The sequence below is a fragment of the Massilia sp. METH4 genome (assembly GCF_037094685.1).
Taxonomy (GTDB): Bacteria; Pseudomonadota; Gammaproteobacteria; order Burkholderiales; family Burkholderiaceae_D; genus Rugamonas.
This window is the reverse complement of the sequence record NZ_CP146614.1, coordinates 1,851,779-1,867,176: the sequence shown is the minus strand read 5'-3', so window position 1 is coordinate 1,867,176 and position 15,398 is coordinate 1,851,779. Positions and strand designations below refer to the sequence as shown.

Here is a 15,398-nt window from a genome sequence, read left to right as displayed (position 1 = left end):
TCAAGCCAGCGCCGCCCGGGCCGCCTGCCAGCCCCACCACGACGCTTCCTCGAACACGGAAAAGCCGGACAGGTCCGAATGCGCGAACAGCACCGGCCCGTCCGCATCGCGCAGCGCCTGCGCGCCGGGATTGGACAGGAACCCCGGCAACGGCGCGGCCATCGCGTGGGCGCGCAAGGTGATGTCGGCACGCTGCACGCACGCGTCGATGTCGCTGCCATAGGCCGCGCGCAAGTCGACCATCGCCAGCGCCAGCAATTCCTCGGCCGGTGCGGATTCCATCCACTTGCGGGCCTCCAGTGGATCCCGGTCGGCCAGCGCCACGTAGCTGGTGAACACGGTCTGCGCCGGCGGTACCTGCCGGATGTCCTGGTGCGTGGAGACCACGTAGCCGAGTCCTTTTGTGCCATGCACCACGTTGTCCCAGGACAGCGGCGCTTCGGGCAGCTCTTCCGGGAAACGGTCGAGCAGGAAGTTCGTCACCAGCCAGGGCGCATACGTGGGCATGTGCCGTGCCGGATCGAAACCATAGCTGGCGATGTCGTCGACGACGCGGGCCGCGACGAACAGCGGCATCGCGCAGATCGCCTTGCGGGCGCGCACGAGATACGTGCGCGGCTTGCCGCGCGGTTTACCATTTTCGAGCACGAAGCACAGCGCCTCGGCGCGGCCATCGACTTGCCTGACACTGGCGACGGCGCCGCCGATGCGCCGCGCACCCGTGCGTTCGGCCAGCTTCGCCGCCAGCGGTTGCAGCCCGCCGGGCCACGTGAGCCACGCGCCGCCTTCCGCATTGGCCGCTTCACCGCCGCGCGCACAAAAATAATGCAGGCCGGCCCAGGCGGACACGCGGTCGATGCCGGTGCCGTAATCGTCGCGGCAGCAATAGTCGAGGTACCACAGCAGCGTCGGCGCGCGGAAATTGTGCTGCTCCAGCCAGGCCTTGAACGTGATGGTGTCGAGGCGGCGCCAGGCCGGGTCGTTCGACGCCTGTGCGGCAGGCAGCGTAAACACCTTGCGGCGGTCGGCGCCGCGCATGGCATGCAGCTTTTCCATCGCGGCGTTGAAGCGCGCATGCTCGGCCAGTTCGGCCGCCGGCACGCCTTGGCGCGGCACGATCCCTTCATGCCACTTGCCGTTGAAAAGCAGCCGCTCGTGGGGCGCATGCAGGATCAGCTTTTCATCGTAGTAGGGCTTGGGGCCGTAGGGATCGCGCGTGATGATGCCCAGGTCGTACAGCAGGTGCCGCACGTGCAGGCATTCCTGCGGCGGAATCGGTAAATAATGCGCGCCGGTCGGATAGGCCAGCGCCCCGTACGTGCCACCGGCCGCGTTGCCGAATGGCTCCGGCCCGTCGACGATCAGCACATCCTTCACGCCTTCGCGATGCAGCTTCCATGCCGCCGTCAGGCCGGCGATGCCGGAACCCAGTACGGCGACATCGACGTCGATCACCTCGGCGGGTGCGGGCAGCGCCTGGCGGCCTCGCGCCAGGTCACGCAGATAGTGGCCTTCGGCGCGACCGGGGGAATGCAGCACCGGCTGGATCTCGCGCCAGCGGCCGTAGGCGGCGATGCCGGCGGCCGCGGCGGCACCGCCGGCGCCGAGCGCGGCGCTCCAGCGCAGGAAAGAACGGCGTTCCATCGTGTCCTCATCGGATCGTGCGGTGCCAGTCCTGCTCGAACTCGTGCACCAGCGATTGCGTGTTCAGGCGATTGGGCGCCATCCTCAACGGCTGCATATCGGGCGGAAAGCTGAACATCGCGGCGGTGGTCGCGCCGTTCAGGAAGCGCATCGGCAACCGGTATGCGGCCGGTGGCGTGTATTGTGCCTGAGGTGACGCGAGGATGAAGCCCCATTCGCCAAAGGAGGGCACGTAGGCGTGATACGGGTAGGTGCGCAGGCCCACTTCGCGCAGCGTGGCGTCGATGGTCCAGAAGGCGTGCGGTGCGAAGAACGGCGACGTCGATTGCACCACCACCAGGCCGTTGGCCGCCAGGTGGTGCTTCAGCATGCTGTAGAACGGCACCGAGTACAGCTTGCCCAGCGCGAAGCTGGAAGGATCGGGGAAGTCGACGATCACGGCATCGAACATGTCGCGCGTGTCCCGGAGCCACACGGCCGCGTCGGCATTGATCACGGTAACGCGCGGGTCGGACAGCGACTTGTGGTTCAACGCCGCCAGTTCGGCGCGCGTCTTGAAGGCTGCCGTCATCGCCGGATCGAGATCGACCAGCGTCACATGCTCGATGTTCCGGTAGCGCAGCACCTCGCGCAATGCGAGACCGTCGCCGCCGCCCAGCACCAGCACGCGCTTTGCCCATGGCAGCTTCTCCAGCGCGGGGTGCACGAGCGCCTCGTGGTACCGGTATTCGTCGCGCGACGAGAATTGCAGGTTGCCATTGATGTAGAGCCGCGTATCGTCCTTCCAGCGCGTGATCACCAGGCGCTGGTAGGGCGTGCTGGTGGCGTAAACGATTTCGTCGCCGAACAGCGCGTGCTCGCCGAAATGCGTGAGGCGGTCGGCGCTGGCGAAGCCGAAGGTCAGCGCCAGCAGCACGGCGCAGGCGCGCAGCGTGCGGCCGGCCAGGTTCGTGAGCTCGGCGCGGAACACGTAGATCGTCCACAGCGCCACGCCGATATTGAGCATGCCGAACAGGTAGCCGGTGCGCACCAGGCCGAGATACGGCGCCAGCACCAGCGGAAACAGCAGCGACACGGCCAAGGCACCCAGGTAATCGAAGGTGAGCACGCGGCTGACGATTTCCGCGAATTCCGTCTGCCGCGCATTCAGCGCCCGCATCACGAGCGGCACTTCCATGCCCACCATCGCGCCGACCATGAACACCAGCACATACAGCAGCAGGCGGAACGGCGCCTCCGACCACGAAAACGTCAGGAACAACAGCGCGGCCGAGACACCGCCGATCAGGCCGATGGCCAGTTCGATGTCGACGAAGCGCCCGAGCACGTGCTCGTCCTTCACGTATTTCGATACATGGGCGCCCACGCCCATCGCGAACAGGTAGCAGCCGATAATGGTGGAAAACTGCAGCACCGAGTCGCCCAGCAGGTAGCTCGACAGTGCGCCGGCGATCAGTTCATAGGCCAGGCCGCAGGAGGCGACCACGAACACGGACAGGATCAGAATCTTTTTGGTCATTGGCCCGTGGCTGGATTATCATCTTTGTTTATTTGCAAGAACCCTACACTATAAGCCATGTTAGCCGTCGTTAACTACCTGATCCATCTGTGCATCGCGGCCGCGCTGCTGGCGGTGTTCTTCAAGGCTTACACGTGGATGACGCCGTACGACGAGGTGCACCTGATCCGGCAAGGCAACCATGCGGCCGCGCTGTCGCTGGGCGGCGCGCTGCTCGGCTTTTCGCTCACCATCGCCTCGGGCCTGCTGCATACGCGGAACTACCAGGAATTCTTCGCGTGGGCGTTCGGCGCCATGGTCGTGCAGGCGCTGGCCTATGCGATAACGACGCGCGCCCTGAAAATGGCCAAGGACCAGATCGAAGCCGGCAACAGCGCATTCGGCGGCCTGCTCGGCGCCATTTCCCTTTCCATCGGCGGCATCAATGCCGCCTGCATTTCCTGAAGGAGCCAGTGATGGGTATCGGCAGCTTTATCAAGAAGCAGTTCATCGACGTCCTGCAATGGAACGAGGACGAGGAAGGCGTGCTGGCCTGGCGCTACCCGATGCAGGATTTCGAGATCCAGAACGGCGGCGTGCTCGTGGTGCGCGAATCGCAGGTGGCCGTGTTCGTCAACGAGGGCCAGATCGCCGACGTGTTCGGCCCCGGCACGCACAAGCTGACGACGCAGACGCTGCCCGTGCTGACCAACCTGAGGAACTGGGACAAGCTGTTCGACGCACCCTTCAAGTCCGACGTGTACTTCTTCAGCACCCGCGTGCAGACGGGCCGCAAATGGGGCACGCCGCAGCCGATCACGATCCGCGACAAGGATTTCGACATGATCCGCGTGCGCGCCTTCGGCATGTATTCCTACCGCATCAGCGACGCGCGCAAGTTCTTCACCGAGATCAGCGGCACGCGCGACACCTACACGCGCGACGAAGTGGAAGACCAGCTGCGCGGCATCCTGCTGGCCACCATGGCCAGCTCGATCGGCGGCTCGAACGTGGCCTTCCTCGACATGGCGGCGAACCAGGCACTGATGGCGCAGGAGGTCAAGGGCGACCTGGCCGACGCGTTCGCGCGCTACGGCATCGGCCTCGATGAATTCAACGTGGCTTCCGTGAGCCTGCCGGAGGAATTGCAGCAGGCGCTGGATGACCGTATCTCGGCCGGCATGAAGGGCGGCCTGTCGCCCGACAAGATGACCGGCTACACGCGCTACCAGACCGCCACGGCGATCCCGCTGGCGGCGCAGAACGAAGGCGGCATCGCCGGCATCGGCGCCGGCCTGGGTGCCGGCGTGACGATCGGGCAGGCGATGGGCCAGGCCGTCGGCGCTTCGCTGACGCCGGCCGCGCCACAGGCCGTGGCGCCGGTCGCTCCCGCGGCCCCCGCCGCGCCGGCCGTCGCCGCAGCCGCGGACGACTCCATCGAAGCGCGGCTGCAAAAGCTCAAGGGCTTGCTGGACAAGGGCCTGATCTCCGCCGCCGACTACGACAGCACGAAGGCCGAGCTGCTGAAGAAACTGATCGGTTGAAGGTTTGCTGACGCTCTCCTGCCCCAGCTGCGGCGCCGAGGTGCGCTTCCGCTCGCACGCGGCCGTGATGGCCGTGTGCGAGTACTGCCGCACGGGTGTATTGAAAGACCCCGGCAGCGTGGGCGACCTGGGCAAGATTGCCGAGGTGCTGGAAGATTTTTCGCCGATCCAGCTGGGCACCGCCGGTACGTGGAACGGGCGTTCCTTCACCGTGGTCGGGCGCCTGCAGCTGCGTTACGACGCCGGCTTCTGGAATGAGTGGTACCTGCTGTTCGGCGACGGCGAAACGGGCTGGCTGGGCGATGCGTCGGGCCAGTTCACGATCACCGTGGACCGGCCGACTGACGAAAAACCATCGCCCTTCGACACCCTGCGGCCCGGCATGGACGTGACGGCCGCCGGCGAGCGCTGGGTGGTGGCGGACGTGCGCACGGCCCGCTGCACGGGCGGCCAGGGCGAATTGCCGTTCCGCGTGGGCGATGGCTGGGAAGCGAAGGTGGCGGACCTGCGCTCCGCCGGCCGCTTTCTCACGCTCGATTACTCGGATGGCTACCCGCCGAAGGTCTATGACGGCACATCCGTCACGCTGGAGAGCCTGCGGCCGCAACTGCTGCGCGACGACGACGCGATCCGGCAAACCGCTGGCCGCTACCGTGGCAAGGTGCAGGCGCTCGATTGCCCGGCCTGCGGCAGCGGCATCAAGTACCTGCCGGGCATGACGGCGAACCTCGTCTGCCCGTCTTGCCGCGCGCACCTCGATGCGGCCAGCCCGCAGGTCGCCGTGCTCCGCGCCGGCGAAAAGCTGGCGGCCGTGCGCACCACGCTGCCCCTGGGCGCCGAGGCGAAGGTGGGCAACCAGAAGCTGACGGTGATCGGGGTGATGCGCCGTGCCGATGACGAAGGGACTGAGTGGACCGAATACCTGTTGTACGGTCCCCGCTCCGGCTTCACCTGGCTGGTGGAGACGGACGAAGGGTGGCAGCGCTCCAACGCCATGGATTCCTGGCCCGCGCGGCGCGGCGACTCGGTGCTGCTGCATAACGTCGGCTACCGGCGGCTGTATGCCTACCCTGCCCGCGTGACGTTCGCGGCCGGCGCCTTCAATTGGCGCGTGGCGGTGGGCGACACGGTGCAGGTCGAGGAATTCGAGAAGGGACAGGAGCGGCTGACCGCCGAGCGCACCGATCACGAGATCACCTGGTCGCGCTCGAAGCCGCTGGCGCTCGACCAGCTGAAGGCGTGGTTTCCCGGCGTGCTGAAGGACGTCATGCCGCCGTTGCGCAAGCCCGCGGCGCTGACCGACGGCTCGCGCTACCGGGGCGCGGCCAAATTCCTGATCATCGTGGCCGGCGCGCTGAACGCCGTGCCGCTGATGGTGAACTTCGGCGGCACGATCGCCTACACGATACTGGCCGGGCTGGCGCTGTACCTGCCAGCGATTTTCCTGGATAACAACGACAGCCAATGAGGAAATTCTGGATCTACGGGATCGCGGTGGTTTTCATCTCGACCGTGCTCAGCTGGACCAATATGGACGACACGTCCGGCCGCACTGGCTACCGTTCGGGCGGCTCCGCGTGGTCGTCGAGCACGGGTGGCGGCAGCTGGGGCGGCGGCGGAGGCCACAAGTGAGCACATACTTCAAGGCCGAGGGAACCCATCTGCTGGCCGACTTGTCCGGCGTGGCACCGGCCCTGCTGACGAGTTGCAGTCGCATCGAGGCGCTGCTGCGCGCTGCGGCGGAAGCGGCCGGCGCGCGCATCCTGCACAGCCATTTCCACACCTTCGGCCCCGGCCTGGGCGTGACGGGCGTGGTGCTGCTGGCTGAATCGCATATGTCGATCCACACCTGGCCGGAACAGGCGTTCGCGGCGATCGATATCTTCATGTGCGGCAGCACCGCGCCGCAGCGGGCGCTGGACGTACTGCGCGATGCGCTGGCGCCGGCCGACTGCCGCGTGCGCTCCGTGCAACGCTGCGCGGTTGACGAAACGGCCCTGCAGTGACAAACTTGCCATCCCGATAACCCACACAGGAGAAGACCATGAACGCCAAGGATATTGCCCTCCTGTCGGCCGCCTGACGCCCGGGTTCACTTTTCCACGATTTTCCGGTGTTCCCCGGCGCGCCCGCGCCGACCTTCCCGTTTCGACGTTGCCGCCCGAAGTAGACTGACTTCGGGCCGGCTTGTGCTCGCCCGTGCGAGCGTCTCCTTTCCGGGAACACCATCATGTTCGACATCGCATCCGAACCCTTACGCACCATCGGACTGAACAACTTTACCGCCGCGCGCCTCGCGGCACTCGACACCACTGACACCATGCGCCCGATGCGCATTGCCGCCATCTACGGCACGTGGATTGACGTGCACGACGGCCAGGCCGAAGCGCAGGCGCGCGCCCTGCCCCGGCTGCTGGCCGAACTGGCCGGCTTTGATGACATGCTGGCCGTCGGCGACTGGGTCGCCGTCGACAGCGTGGACGGCGAATTCTGTATCGTGCAGCGCGCCGAACCGCTGACGCAGGTCGCCCGCCGTGCCAACGATGGCCGTCGCCAGGTCCTGGCCAGCAATATCGATACGGCGCTGCTGGTCATGGGGCTGGATCTCGACTTCAACCTGCGCCGCCTCGAGCGGTATGTGGCCGTGGTGCAGAGTGCCGGCATCGCGCCAGTGGTGGTGCTGACCAAGGCCGATCTCGTCGCCGAACCCGAGGCCAGGGTGGCGGAAGTACACCGCCGCCTGCCGGCCGCCATTCCCGTCATTGCCGTGAACGGCCTGAGTGCCGATGCGGCGCTGGCCTTGCAACCGTGGCTGGATCCCGGTCAGACGGTGTGCCTGCTCGGCGCTTCCGGCACCGGTAAGTCGACGCTGACGAACATGCTCACCGCCGCGGGGCAGGAGACGGGCGGCGTGCGCAAGAGCGATGGCCGCGGCAGGCACACCACCACCACGCGCTCGCTGCACCGCTGCGCCGGCGGCGCCTGCATCGTCGACACGCCGGGCTTGCGCACGTGGCGGCCCGACGCGGACGAAGCGGCGCTGTCGGCCGCGTTCGACGATATCGCCGCGCTGGCGGAGCAATGCCAGTTCCGCGATTGCCGCCATGGACTGGAACCGGGTTGCGCCGTGCGCGCCGGTGTCGAGCCGGACCGGCTGGCCAACTACCACAAGCTGTTGCGGGATGCGCGGCGCGGCGAGCAAACGCCGCTGGAGCGGATCGCGGCGCGCGCGAAGTGGAAGGTGATCAGCAAGGCGGTGCAGCGGCACATGCGGGAGAAGGGGAAATAACCGAGGGCTGAGTAACGTCGCTTGCCTGTCACTCGGCAGGCAAGCGGGAACGCATGCATCAACCCCGGGGTCGGACCCGACGGGATGGCGCAGGGGTTTCGTGGAGCGCTGCTCCGCGCCTGCGCAACAGTGCAAGCATGCATGCCAGCCCTCCTTCCCGACCCGGCCTTTGCAGTCGGGTGGATGCACGCACCTTCGATACCTCGTATTACTTTTCCTTGATCGTCGCCTCGATATTGTTGCCGTCCAGGTCGAGGATATAGGCGCTGTAGTAATGGCCCGCCCCGACCCGCAAGCCGGGCGGTCCGTTATCCTCGGCGCCGTGTTCGAGCGCCATGGCATGGAAGGCATCCACCGCTTCACGGCTGGGTGCCGCAAAGGCGATGTGCAGGGGCGCATTGCCGGCCTGGTTGCCGGAGCGCCAGTAGGTGGGAATTTCGGACCCGAGCCAGAGGAACGGCTGGCCGCCCTCGGCCGCGTAGATGGCCCAGTCGATATCGGTTTCGGTGCGACGGATGCCCAGCGGTGCGAGACAGGCGTCGTACAACGCCGCGCTCCGGGTGAAGTCTGTCACGACGATACCGAGGTGATGAATCATGCATGGCTCCTGAAGTCGATGATGGAAAGCCTAGCACCGTCATGAGTGCGATGGCGCGCGGCATCAACTTTTGGTATGCCGCAGGTACGCAGGTTGTTGCCCGGCGGAGCGCTCGGTTACACTGTCGGCTGCCTTCATCAACGACATCGATCATGCGCCGACTTGCGCTTCTTGCCGCGCCCCTGCTGCCAGCCCTCGCGGGTTGCGGCAACGACTACCAGCCTGAACAGTTATACATGGCGACCACGCCGGATTGCCGGGAATGGGTCGACGGCTCCATCTTCCAGCTGCCGGAAGGCGTGAGCGCTTCCGCCACCAGCCCGGTGACGCTGGAAAAAGGCAGTGCCGAGTTCGGCATCATCTACCTGGTGCCGCGCGGCGGCAAGGTACAGTTCACCACGCGCGCGTACAACGTCACCCAACCGAAAGGTCCGGTCGTCGCCAAGGCGAAGGTGCTGAGCTACTACCAGCGCGGTACCAATAACCGGGCCGAGATGGTCGAGGTCATCGAGGCGGTGCCCGGCATGCTGATTGCCGTGGCCACGGCGGACGTCACGCAGTGGCGCGTCCGGCTCGGCGTGCACGGCGGCTTGCCGGACCGCTTCGACCTGGTGACGCCCGGCGTGATCATCGATGGCGAGCGCTACCCGGTGCGAACCTTCACCTACCGGTGGTTCCCGGAGCGGAAAGCGTACGGCTTGTGCCGATAACACCGTTTCCCAATTTGGGCACGGTGGCCGCGACCAACTGAGGAAGTGTTGTAAAAATTCGGGGACAGTCCCCAGTGGTTTTTTGGCAACGTACGGGCGTAAAAAAAGCAGCCCGAAGGCTGCTTTGGGGTGCGGCGGCGGCGATTATTTGCCGCGGGCGCGCAGTTTTTGCAGGGCTGCCAGCTGGCCGATGGCCGCTGCCAGTTCCGCCTGGGCTTTCGCGTAGTCGATGCCCGTCTTGTTGTTCGCCAGGCTTTCTTCCGCCAGTTTCTTGGCGGCTTGGGCCTTGGCTTCGTCCAGGTCGCCGCCGCGGATCGCGGTGTCGGCCAGGACCGTCACGGCGTTCGGCTGCACTTCCAGCAGGCCGCCGGCGACGAAGACGAATTCCTCTTCCGCCTTGCCTGGAACCTGGATGCGCACCGCGCCCGGACGGATACGGGTGATCAGGGGGGTGTGCTTCGGGTAGATACCCAGCTCGCCCTGCTCGCCCGGCAACGCGACGAACGTGGCCTGGCCGGAGAAGATCTGCTCTTCCGCGGACACCACATCGACGTGAATAGTGTTAGCCATAATTATCCTATCTGGTGAAGCGACCCTGATAAACCTACTGCGCGTTGCATTTCCGATCTCCGTTGCTCCGCATCGGCGGACCGGCCGTACAAAAGTACGACTTTGCAACTGAAACGGAACTGCCGCCGCTCGCTACGGTTTCTCAGGGCCGCCCAACTACCGTATTAGCCGAGCTTCTTGGCTTTTTCGATGGCTTCTTCGATCGTGCCGACCATGTAGAACGCCTGCTCCGGCAGGTGATCCAGTTCGCCGGAAGCGATCATCTTGAAGCCCTTGATCGTGTCCTTCAGCGAAACGTACTTGCCCGGTGCGCCGGTGAACACTTCGGCGACGTGGAACGGCTGCGACAGGAAACGCTGCATCTTACGGGCGCGGGCCACCAGCAGCTTGTCTTCCGGTGCCAGTTCGTCCATACCCAGAATCGCGATGATGTCGCGCAGTTCCTTGTAGCGCTGCAGCGTGCCCTGCACGGCGCGGGCCGTGTCGTAGTGGTCCTGGCCGACGACCAGCGGGTCCAGCTGGCGCGAGGTCGAGTCCAGCGGGTCCACGGCCGGGTAGATACCCAGCGAGGCGATGTCACGCGACAGAACGACGGTGGAATCGAGGTGACCGAAGGTCGTCGCGGGCGACGGGTCGGTCAAGTCATCCGCAGGGACGTAGACGGCCTGGATCGACGTGATCGAACCGGTCTTGGTCGACGTGATGCGTTCCTGCAGGCGGCCCATCTCTTCGGCCAGCGTCGGCTGGTAGCCCACGGCGGAAGGCATACGGCCCAGCAGTGCGGACACTTCAGTACCGGCCAGCGTGAAGCGGTAGATGTTGTCGACGAAGAACAGCACGTCCTTGCCCTGGTCACGGAACGATTCCGCGATGGTCAGGCCGGTCAGTGCCACGCGCAGGCGGTTGCCCGGCGGTTCGTTCATCTGGCCGTACACCATGGCCACCTTGGAGTTGCCCAGGTTGTCCAGGTCGACGACCTTCGCATCGGCCATTTCGTGGTAGAAGTCGTTACCTTCGCGGGTACGCTCGCCCACGCCGGCGAACACGGACAGACCCGAGTGCGCCTTGGCGATGTTGTTGATCAGTTCCATCATGTTGACGGTCTTGCCCACGCCGGCGCCGCCGAACAGGCCGACTTTACCGCCCTTGGCGAACGGGCACACCAGGTCGATCACCTTGATGCCGGTTTCCAGCAGGTCTTGCGACGGCGACAGCTCGTCGTAGGCCGGCGGGGTGCGGTGGATCGACGCGGTCTGCTCTTGCGAGACAGGGCCACGCTCGTCGATCGGGTTGCCCAGCACGTCCATGATGCGGCCCAGCGTGCCGTTACCAACCGGAACCATGATCGGGTTGCCGGTGTTCTGGATGGTCATGCCGCGACGCAGGCCGTCGGAAGAACCCAGCGCAATGGTACGGACCACGCCGTCGCCCAGCTGCTGTTGAACTTCCAGGGTCAGCTCGGAGCCTTCCATTTTCAGCGCGTCAAAAACCTTAGGCATCGCGTTGCGCGGGAACTCCACGTCCACCACGGCGCCGATACACTGAACGATTTTGCCATCAGCCATTTTCGTTCCTTCAAATATAGTTAAATTCGTTTAAACCGCTGCCGCACCGGCCACGATTTCAGAGAGTTCTTTGGTGATGGCTGCCTGACGGGTCTTGTTGTACACCAGCTTCAGTTCGCCGATCACACTGCCGGCGTTGTCGCTGGCGGCCTTCATCGCCACCATCCGCGCCGACTGCTCGGACGCAAGGTTTTCCGCCACGGACTGGTACACCAGGGCTTCCACATAACGTTCCAGCAGTTCGTCGATGACGGTCCCTGCATCCGGTTCGTAGATGTAATCCCAGGTGATGCCGCCCTTGTCTGCCGCGCGCTTTTCAGCGGTCAGCGGCAGCAGCTGCTCGACCATCGGTTCCTGCTTCATCGTGTTGATGAACTTGGTGTAGCACAGGTAAACCGCGTCGAGCTTGCCTTCCTGGAACTTCTCCAGCATCACTTTCACGGGGCCGATCAGCTTTTCCAGGTGCGGGGTATCGCCGATCTGCGTCGCCTGTGCCACCACGGGCACGCCGATGCGGTTCAGGAAACCGAGACCCTTGTTGCCGATCGCGACCGCTTCCACCTTGTTGCCGGCGGCTTCCAGTTCCTTCGTCTTGTTCGTCACCGCGCGCAGCACGTTGGTGTTCATGCCACCGCACAGACCCTTGTCGGTCGTGATGATGATGAAGCCAACGGCTTTTGCCTGCGTGCCCTGGGCATCGGCCAGGAACGGGTGCGTGTACTCGGGATTGGCGCCAGCCAGGTTCGCGGCGATATTACGAATCTTGTCCGCGTAGGGACGGGCGGCGCGCATGCGATCCTGCGCCTTGCGCATTTTCGATGCGGCGACCATTTCCATCGCCTTCGTGATCTTCTTCGTATTTTCTACGCTCTTGATCTTGCCACGTATCTCTTTGCCTACTGCCATGAGTCCTTACTCCTTCTGCGCGAATGGCGGTTCACCGAGGTGAACCGCCGTGCCGCTTAAAATGCGCCGGATTTCTTGAAATCAGCGATGGCCGCGGACAGCGTTGCTTCGCTATCCTTGTCCAGTTGCTTGCTTTCTTCGATCTTCGACAGCAGGGCAGCGTGCTTCGTCTTCAGGTACGAATGCAGACCCGCTTCGAACGGCAGCACTTGCTTGACGCTGATATCGTCCAGGAAGCCCTTGTTCACGGCGAACAGCGACGCGGCCATCAGCGAGGTCGACAGCGGCGAGTATTGCTGCTGCTTCAGCAGTTCCGTCACGCGGGCACCGCGGTCCAGCTGCTTGCGGGTCGATTCGTCCAGGTCGGAAGCGAACTGCGCGAACGCAGCCAGTTCACGGTACTGCGCCAGGTCGGTACGGATACCACCGGACAGGCCCTTGATGACTTTCGTCTGCGCTGCGCCACCCACGCGGGACACCGAGATACCGGCGTTGATCGCGGGACGCACACCGGCGTTGAACAGCGAGGTTTCCAGGAAGATCTGGCCGTCGGTAATCGAGATCACGTTGGTCGGCACGAAGGCGGACACGTCGCCCGCTTGCGTTTCGATGATCGGCAGTGCCGTCAGCGAACCGGTCTTGCCCGTCACGGCGCCATTGGTGAAGGCGGACACGTAGTCGGCGTTCACGCGAGCGGCACGCTCCAGCAGGCGGCTGTGCAGGTAGAACACGTCGCCCGGGTACGCTTCGCGGCCCGGCGGACGGCGCAGCAGCAGCGAAATCTGACGGTAAGCAACGGCTTGCTTCGACAGGTCGTCGTACACGATCAGCGCGTCTTCGCCGCGATCGCGGAAGTACTCGCCCATCGTGCAGCCCGAGTAGGCCGAGATGTACTGCATGGCGGCCGATTCGGACGCCGTGGCGGCCACGACGATCGTGTATTCCATCGCGCCGTGCTGTTCCAGCGAGCGGACGATGTTCTTGATCGTGGATGCCTTCTGGCCGATGGCGACGTAGATACACGTCATGCCCTGGCCCTTCTGGTTGATGATCGCGTCGACTGCGACAGCCGATTTACCGGTCTGGCGGTCGCCGATGATCAGCTCACGCTGGCCACGGCCGATCGGCACCATCGCGTCGATGGACTTCAGGCCGGTCTGCATCGGCTGCGACACGGATTCACGGGCGATCACGCCCGGGGCGATCTTTTCGATCGGCGAGGTCAGCGTGGTAGTGACCGGACCCTTGCCGTCGATCGGCTGGCCCAGCGCGTTCACGACGCGGCCGCGCAGTTCCGGGCCGACCGGCACTTCCAGGATGCGGCCGGTGGTCTTCACCGTGTCGCCTTCGGAGATGTGCTCGTAGGCACCCAGGATCACGGCGCCGACGGAGTCGCGCTCCAGGTTCATGGCCAGGCCGAACGTGTTGCCAGGGAATTCGAGCATCTCGCCTTGCATCACTTCGGACAGACCGTGGATGCGGCAGATACCGTCGGCAACCGAGATGACGGTGCCTTGATTGCGCACTTCAGCGCCGCTGTCAATGCCTTGGATCCGGCTCTTGATCAGCTCGCTGATTTCAGATGGGTTGAGTTGCATGGTAACTCCTAATTGTGTTCTCTCGGCTTGCGCGAGGGTATAAGGTCTGCCGCAGGTGGACGATGCACTGCCCGATTACGACGTCAGCGCGACGCGCATCTGTTCGAGTCGGGCGCGTACGGAAGTGTCCAGCACTTCGTCACCCACCACCACGCGCACGCCACCGATCAGCGAGGGATCGACGGTAACTTGCGGGTTCAGCTTGCGGCCGAATTTCTTTTCCAGCGTCGCGACCAGGGCGGCGGTTTGCGCGCCATCGAGGTCGAATGCGCTCGTAATCTCGGCATCCGCCGCACCTTCCTTGCCGTTTTTCAGGTCATGGAATTGGGCGCCGATTTCCGGCAGCAATGCGATGCGGCCGTTTTCGATCAAGGTCGAGAGAAAGTTGTTCGCTTCCGCGGTCAGCGGCGACTTCAGCAGGGAGGTGACGGTGGCCAGCACATCGCTGTCCGACACCTTCGGGTTGCGGGCATACGCCAGCACCTCTTCGTGCGAACCGATCTGGGCCAGTTCGGACACCAGATCGGACCACTGCGCGAGGTTGCCAGCCTGGGCTACGCGGAAGAGAGCTTCCGCGTAAGGACGAGCGACGGTTGCGAGTTCAGCCATGATTACAGCTCGGTCGCAAGGCGGTTCAGCAGGTCGGCGTGGGCCGACGCGTTGACTTCGCGCTTCAGGATTTGCTCGGCGCCCTTGACTGCCAGGTCGGCCACTTGCGCACGCAGTTGTTCGCGCGCCTGGGTCACCTGCTGGTCGGCTTCGGCCTTGGCGGTCGCGATGATGCGATCCGCTTCCGCCTTGGCGTTGGCCTTGATTTCTTCAGCTACCAGCTGAGCGCGCTTTTCGGCGTCCGCGACGCGCTGGGCGGCTTCGTCACGGGCGGCGGTCAGGGCTTCGGTAGCGCGCTTTTCGGCAGCCGCCATCGAAGCCTGGCCCTGCTCGGCAGCAGCCAGACCGTCCGCGATACGCTTGGCACGCTCATCCAGCGCATTGTTCAGCGCCGGGAATACGAATTTCATCGAGAACCAGACGAGCACCGCGAAGGTGATCATCTGACCGATGAGAGACATATTGATGTTCATACCTTGCTCCTAAAAAGTTTCCCCTGGTTGGAGCGGTTGATTACTGGCCTACGGCTGCGGTCAGCGGGGTCAGGAACGGGTTAGCGAACGTGAACAGCAGAGCAACACCAACGCCGATCATCGAGATGGCGTCCAGCAGACCGGCGATAACGAACAGCTTGGTTTGCAGTTGCGGCATCAGTTCAGGCTGACGTGCCGACGCTTCCAGGAACTTACCACCCAGGATTGCGAAGCCCAATGCGGTGCCGATGGCAGCCAGGCCGATGATGATAGCCACTGCCAGAACGGTCATGCCTTGTACTTGTGCGATCAGAGCTTGCATTTAGATTTCTCCTAAGATTTAAAAAAACTACAGATACAGATTTAAGAAACTTCGATTTTTTTACAGCGGAAC

General features: G+C 64.5%; 17 protein-coding genes. 7 read left to right on the top strand and 10 right to left on the bottom strand.

What is annotated here, in order from left to right:
• Both V6Z91_RS08330 and V6Z91_RS08325 read right to left on the bottom strand, forming a co-directional pair.
• Entirely contained in the window at positions 1 to 1,644 is a 1,644-nt protein-coding gene (locus V6Z91_RS08330; protein ID WP_338769071.1) for an FAD-dependent oxidoreductase, read from the bottom strand.
• Positions 1,645 to 1,651: 7 nt separating this feature from the next.
• Complete coding sequence (locus V6Z91_RS08325) at positions 1,652 to 3,163, bottom strand: polyamine aminopropyltransferase (protein ID WP_338769068.1); 1,512 nt, start codon at positions 3,161 to 3,163, stop codon at positions 1,652 to 1,654.
• A gap of 57 nt (positions 3,164 to 3,220) precedes the next feature.
• On the opposite strand from V6Z91_RS08325, the gene V6Z91_RS08320 reads away from it, so the two are divergent.
• The 6 genes from V6Z91_RS08320 to rsgA all read left to right on the top strand — a co-directional run bounded on the left by V6Z91_RS08320 (position 3,221) and on the right by rsgA (position 7,975).
• Positions 3,221 to 3,607, top strand: a complete 387-nt coding sequence (locus V6Z91_RS08320; protein WP_338769065.1) for a DUF350 domain-containing protein — start codon at positions 3,221 to 3,223, stop codon at positions 3,605 to 3,607.
• Between the two features lie 11 nt (positions 3,608 to 3,618).
• Positions 3,619 to 4,686: an SPFH domain-containing protein gene (locus V6Z91_RS08315; RefSeq protein ID WP_338769063.1), complete on the top strand. Its 1,068-nt coding sequence runs from the start codon at positions 3,619 to 3,621 to the stop codon at positions 4,684 to 4,686.
• A gap of 4 nt (positions 4,687 to 4,690) precedes the next feature.
• Complete coding sequence (locus tag V6Z91_RS08310; RefSeq protein ID WP_338769060.1) at positions 4,691 to 6,154, top strand: DUF4178 domain-containing protein; 1,464 nt, start codon at positions 4,691 to 4,693, stop codon at positions 6,152 to 6,154.
• The gene (locus V6Z91_RS08305; RefSeq protein WP_338769057.1) at positions 6,151 to 6,318 is read left to right on the top strand and encodes a hypothetical protein; all 168 of its coding nucleotides are present in this window, start codon (positions 6,151 to 6,153) and stop codon (positions 6,316 to 6,318) included. The genes V6Z91_RS08310 and V6Z91_RS08305 overlap by 4 nt, the downstream gene beginning before the upstream one ends.
• Complete coding sequence (gene speD, locus V6Z91_RS08300) at positions 6,315 to 6,692, top strand: adenosylmethionine decarboxylase (protein WP_338769055.1); 378 nt, start codon at positions 6,315 to 6,317, stop codon at positions 6,690 to 6,692. The genes V6Z91_RS08305 and speD overlap by 4 nt, the downstream gene beginning before the upstream one ends.
• Positions 6,693 to 6,916: 224 nt before the next feature.
• Positions 6,917 to 7,975 (top strand): ribosome small subunit-dependent GTPase A, encoded by a 1,059-nt coding sequence (rsgA, locus tag V6Z91_RS08295; protein WP_338769052.1) that lies wholly within the window; start codon positions 6,917 to 6,919, stop codon positions 7,973 to 7,975.
• A 208-nt stretch (positions 7,976 to 8,183) separates the two neighbouring features.
• Here rsgA and V6Z91_RS08290 read toward each other — a convergent pair whose 3' ends face one another.
• Positions 8,184 to 8,573 carry a VOC family protein gene (locus V6Z91_RS08290; RefSeq protein ID WP_338769049.1) on the bottom strand — a complete coding sequence of 130 codons (390 nt, stop codon included), beginning with the start codon at positions 8,571 to 8,573 and terminating at the stop codon, positions 8,184 to 8,186.
• A 152-nt stretch (positions 8,574 to 8,725) separates the two neighbouring features.
• On the opposite strand from V6Z91_RS08290, the gene V6Z91_RS08285 reads away from it, so the two are divergent.
• Positions 8,726 to 9,283 (top strand): hypothetical protein, encoded by a 558-nt coding sequence (locus V6Z91_RS08285; RefSeq protein WP_338769047.1) that lies wholly within the window; start codon positions 8,726 to 8,728, stop codon positions 9,281 to 9,283.
• A gap of 144 nt (positions 9,284 to 9,427) precedes the next feature.
• Here the strand turns inward: V6Z91_RS08285 and V6Z91_RS08280 are convergent, their stop codons facing one another.
• From V6Z91_RS08280 to atpE, 7 genes are all read right to left on the bottom strand, one after another.
• A complete protein-coding gene (locus tag V6Z91_RS08280) occupies positions 9,428 to 9,853 on the bottom strand; it encodes a F0F1 ATP synthase subunit epsilon (RefSeq protein WP_338769045.1) in 426 nt (141 codons plus the stop codon).
• Between the two features lie 164 nt (positions 9,854 to 10,017).
• On the bottom strand, positions 10,018 to 11,418 hold the full coding sequence (gene atpD, locus V6Z91_RS08275; protein WP_338769043.1) for a F0F1 ATP synthase subunit beta: 1,401 nt from the start codon (positions 11,416 to 11,418) through the stop codon (positions 10,018 to 10,020).
• A gap of 30 nt (positions 11,419 to 11,448) precedes the next feature.
• Complete coding sequence (atpG, locus tag V6Z91_RS08270) at positions 11,449 to 12,324, bottom strand: F0F1 ATP synthase subunit gamma (protein ID WP_131148401.1); 876 nt, start codon at positions 12,322 to 12,324, stop codon at positions 11,449 to 11,451.
• A 56-nt stretch (positions 12,325 to 12,380) separates the two neighbouring features.
• Positions 12,381 to 13,922 (bottom strand): F0F1 ATP synthase subunit alpha, encoded by a 1,542-nt coding sequence (gene atpA / locus V6Z91_RS08265; RefSeq protein ID WP_338769038.1) that lies wholly within the window; start codon positions 13,920 to 13,922, stop codon positions 12,381 to 12,383.
• Positions 13,923 to 13,997: 75 nt separating this feature from the next.
• A complete protein-coding gene (locus tag V6Z91_RS08260; protein WP_338769036.1) occupies positions 13,998 to 14,531 on the bottom strand; it encodes a F0F1 ATP synthase subunit delta in 534 nt (177 codons plus the stop codon).
• A gap of 2 nt (positions 14,532 to 14,533) precedes the next feature.
• On the bottom strand, positions 14,534 to 15,004 hold the full coding sequence (locus V6Z91_RS08255) for a F0F1 ATP synthase subunit B (protein ID WP_338769034.1): 471 nt from the start codon (positions 15,002 to 15,004) through the stop codon (positions 14,534 to 14,536).
• A gap of 40 nt (positions 15,005 to 15,044) precedes the next feature.
• Positions 15,045 to 15,326 carry a F0F1 ATP synthase subunit C gene (gene atpE / locus V6Z91_RS08250; protein WP_338769031.1) on the bottom strand — a complete coding sequence of 94 codons (282 nt, stop codon included), beginning with the start codon at positions 15,324 to 15,326 and terminating at the stop codon, positions 15,045 to 15,047.
• Positions 15,327 to 15,398: the final 72 nt, after the last annotated feature.

Excerpts from the sequence above, each read along its gene's own strand:
- V6Z91_RS08330 (WP_338769071.1), bottom strand. The coding sequence starts at position 1,644 with ATGGAACGCCGTTCTTTCCTGCGCTGGAGCGCCGCGCTCGGCGCCGGC.
- V6Z91_RS08325 (WP_338769068.1), bottom strand. The coding sequence starts at position 3,163 with ATGACCAAAAAGATTCTGATCCTGTCCGTGTTCGTGGTCGCCTCCTGC.
- V6Z91_RS08320 (WP_338769065.1), top strand. The coding sequence starts at position 3,221 with ATGTTAGCCGTCGTTAACTACCTGATCCATCTGTGCATCGCGGCCGCG.
- V6Z91_RS08315 (WP_338769063.1), top strand. The coding sequence starts at position 3,619 with ATGGGTATCGGCAGCTTTATCAAGAAGCAGTTCATCGACGTCCTGCAA.
- V6Z91_RS08305 (WP_338769057.1), top strand. The coding sequence starts at position 6,151 with ATGAGGAAATTCTGGATCTACGGGATCGCGGTGGTTTTCATCTCGACC.
- rsgA (WP_338769052.1), top strand. The coding sequence starts at position 6,917 with ATGTTCGACATCGCATCCGAACCCTTACGCACCATCGGACTGAACAAC.
- V6Z91_RS08290 (WP_338769049.1), bottom strand. The coding sequence starts at position 8,573 with ATGATTCATCACCTCGGTATCGTCGTGACAGACTTCACCCGGAGCGCG.
- V6Z91_RS08285 (WP_338769047.1), top strand. The coding sequence starts at position 8,726 with ATGCGCCGACTTGCGCTTCTTGCCGCGCCCCTGCTGCCAGCCCTCGCG.
- V6Z91_RS08280 (WP_338769045.1), bottom strand. The coding sequence starts at position 9,853 with ATGGCTAACACTATTCACGTCGATGTGGTGTCCGCGGAAGAGCAGATC.
- atpD (WP_338769043.1), bottom strand. The coding sequence starts at position 11,418 with ATGGCTGATGGCAAAATCGTTCAGTGTATCGGCGCCGTGGTGGACGTG.
- atpG (WP_131148401.1), bottom strand. The coding sequence starts at position 12,324 with ATGGCAGTAGGCAAAGAGATACGTGGCAAGATCAAGAGCGTAGAAAAT.
- atpA (WP_338769038.1), bottom strand. The coding sequence starts at position 13,922 with ATGCAACTCAACCCATCTGAAATCAGCGAGCTGATCAAGAGCCGGATC.
- V6Z91_RS08260 (WP_338769036.1), bottom strand. The coding sequence starts at position 14,531 with ATGGCTGAACTCGCAACCGTCGCTCGTCCTTACGCGGAAGCTCTCTTC.
- V6Z91_RS08255 (WP_338769034.1), bottom strand. The coding sequence starts at position 15,004 with ATGAACATCAATATGTCTCTCATCGGTCAGATGATCACCTTCGCGGTG.
- atpE (WP_338769031.1), bottom strand. The coding sequence starts at position 15,326 with ATGCAAGCTCTGATCGCACAAGTACAAGGCATGACCGTTCTGGCAGTG.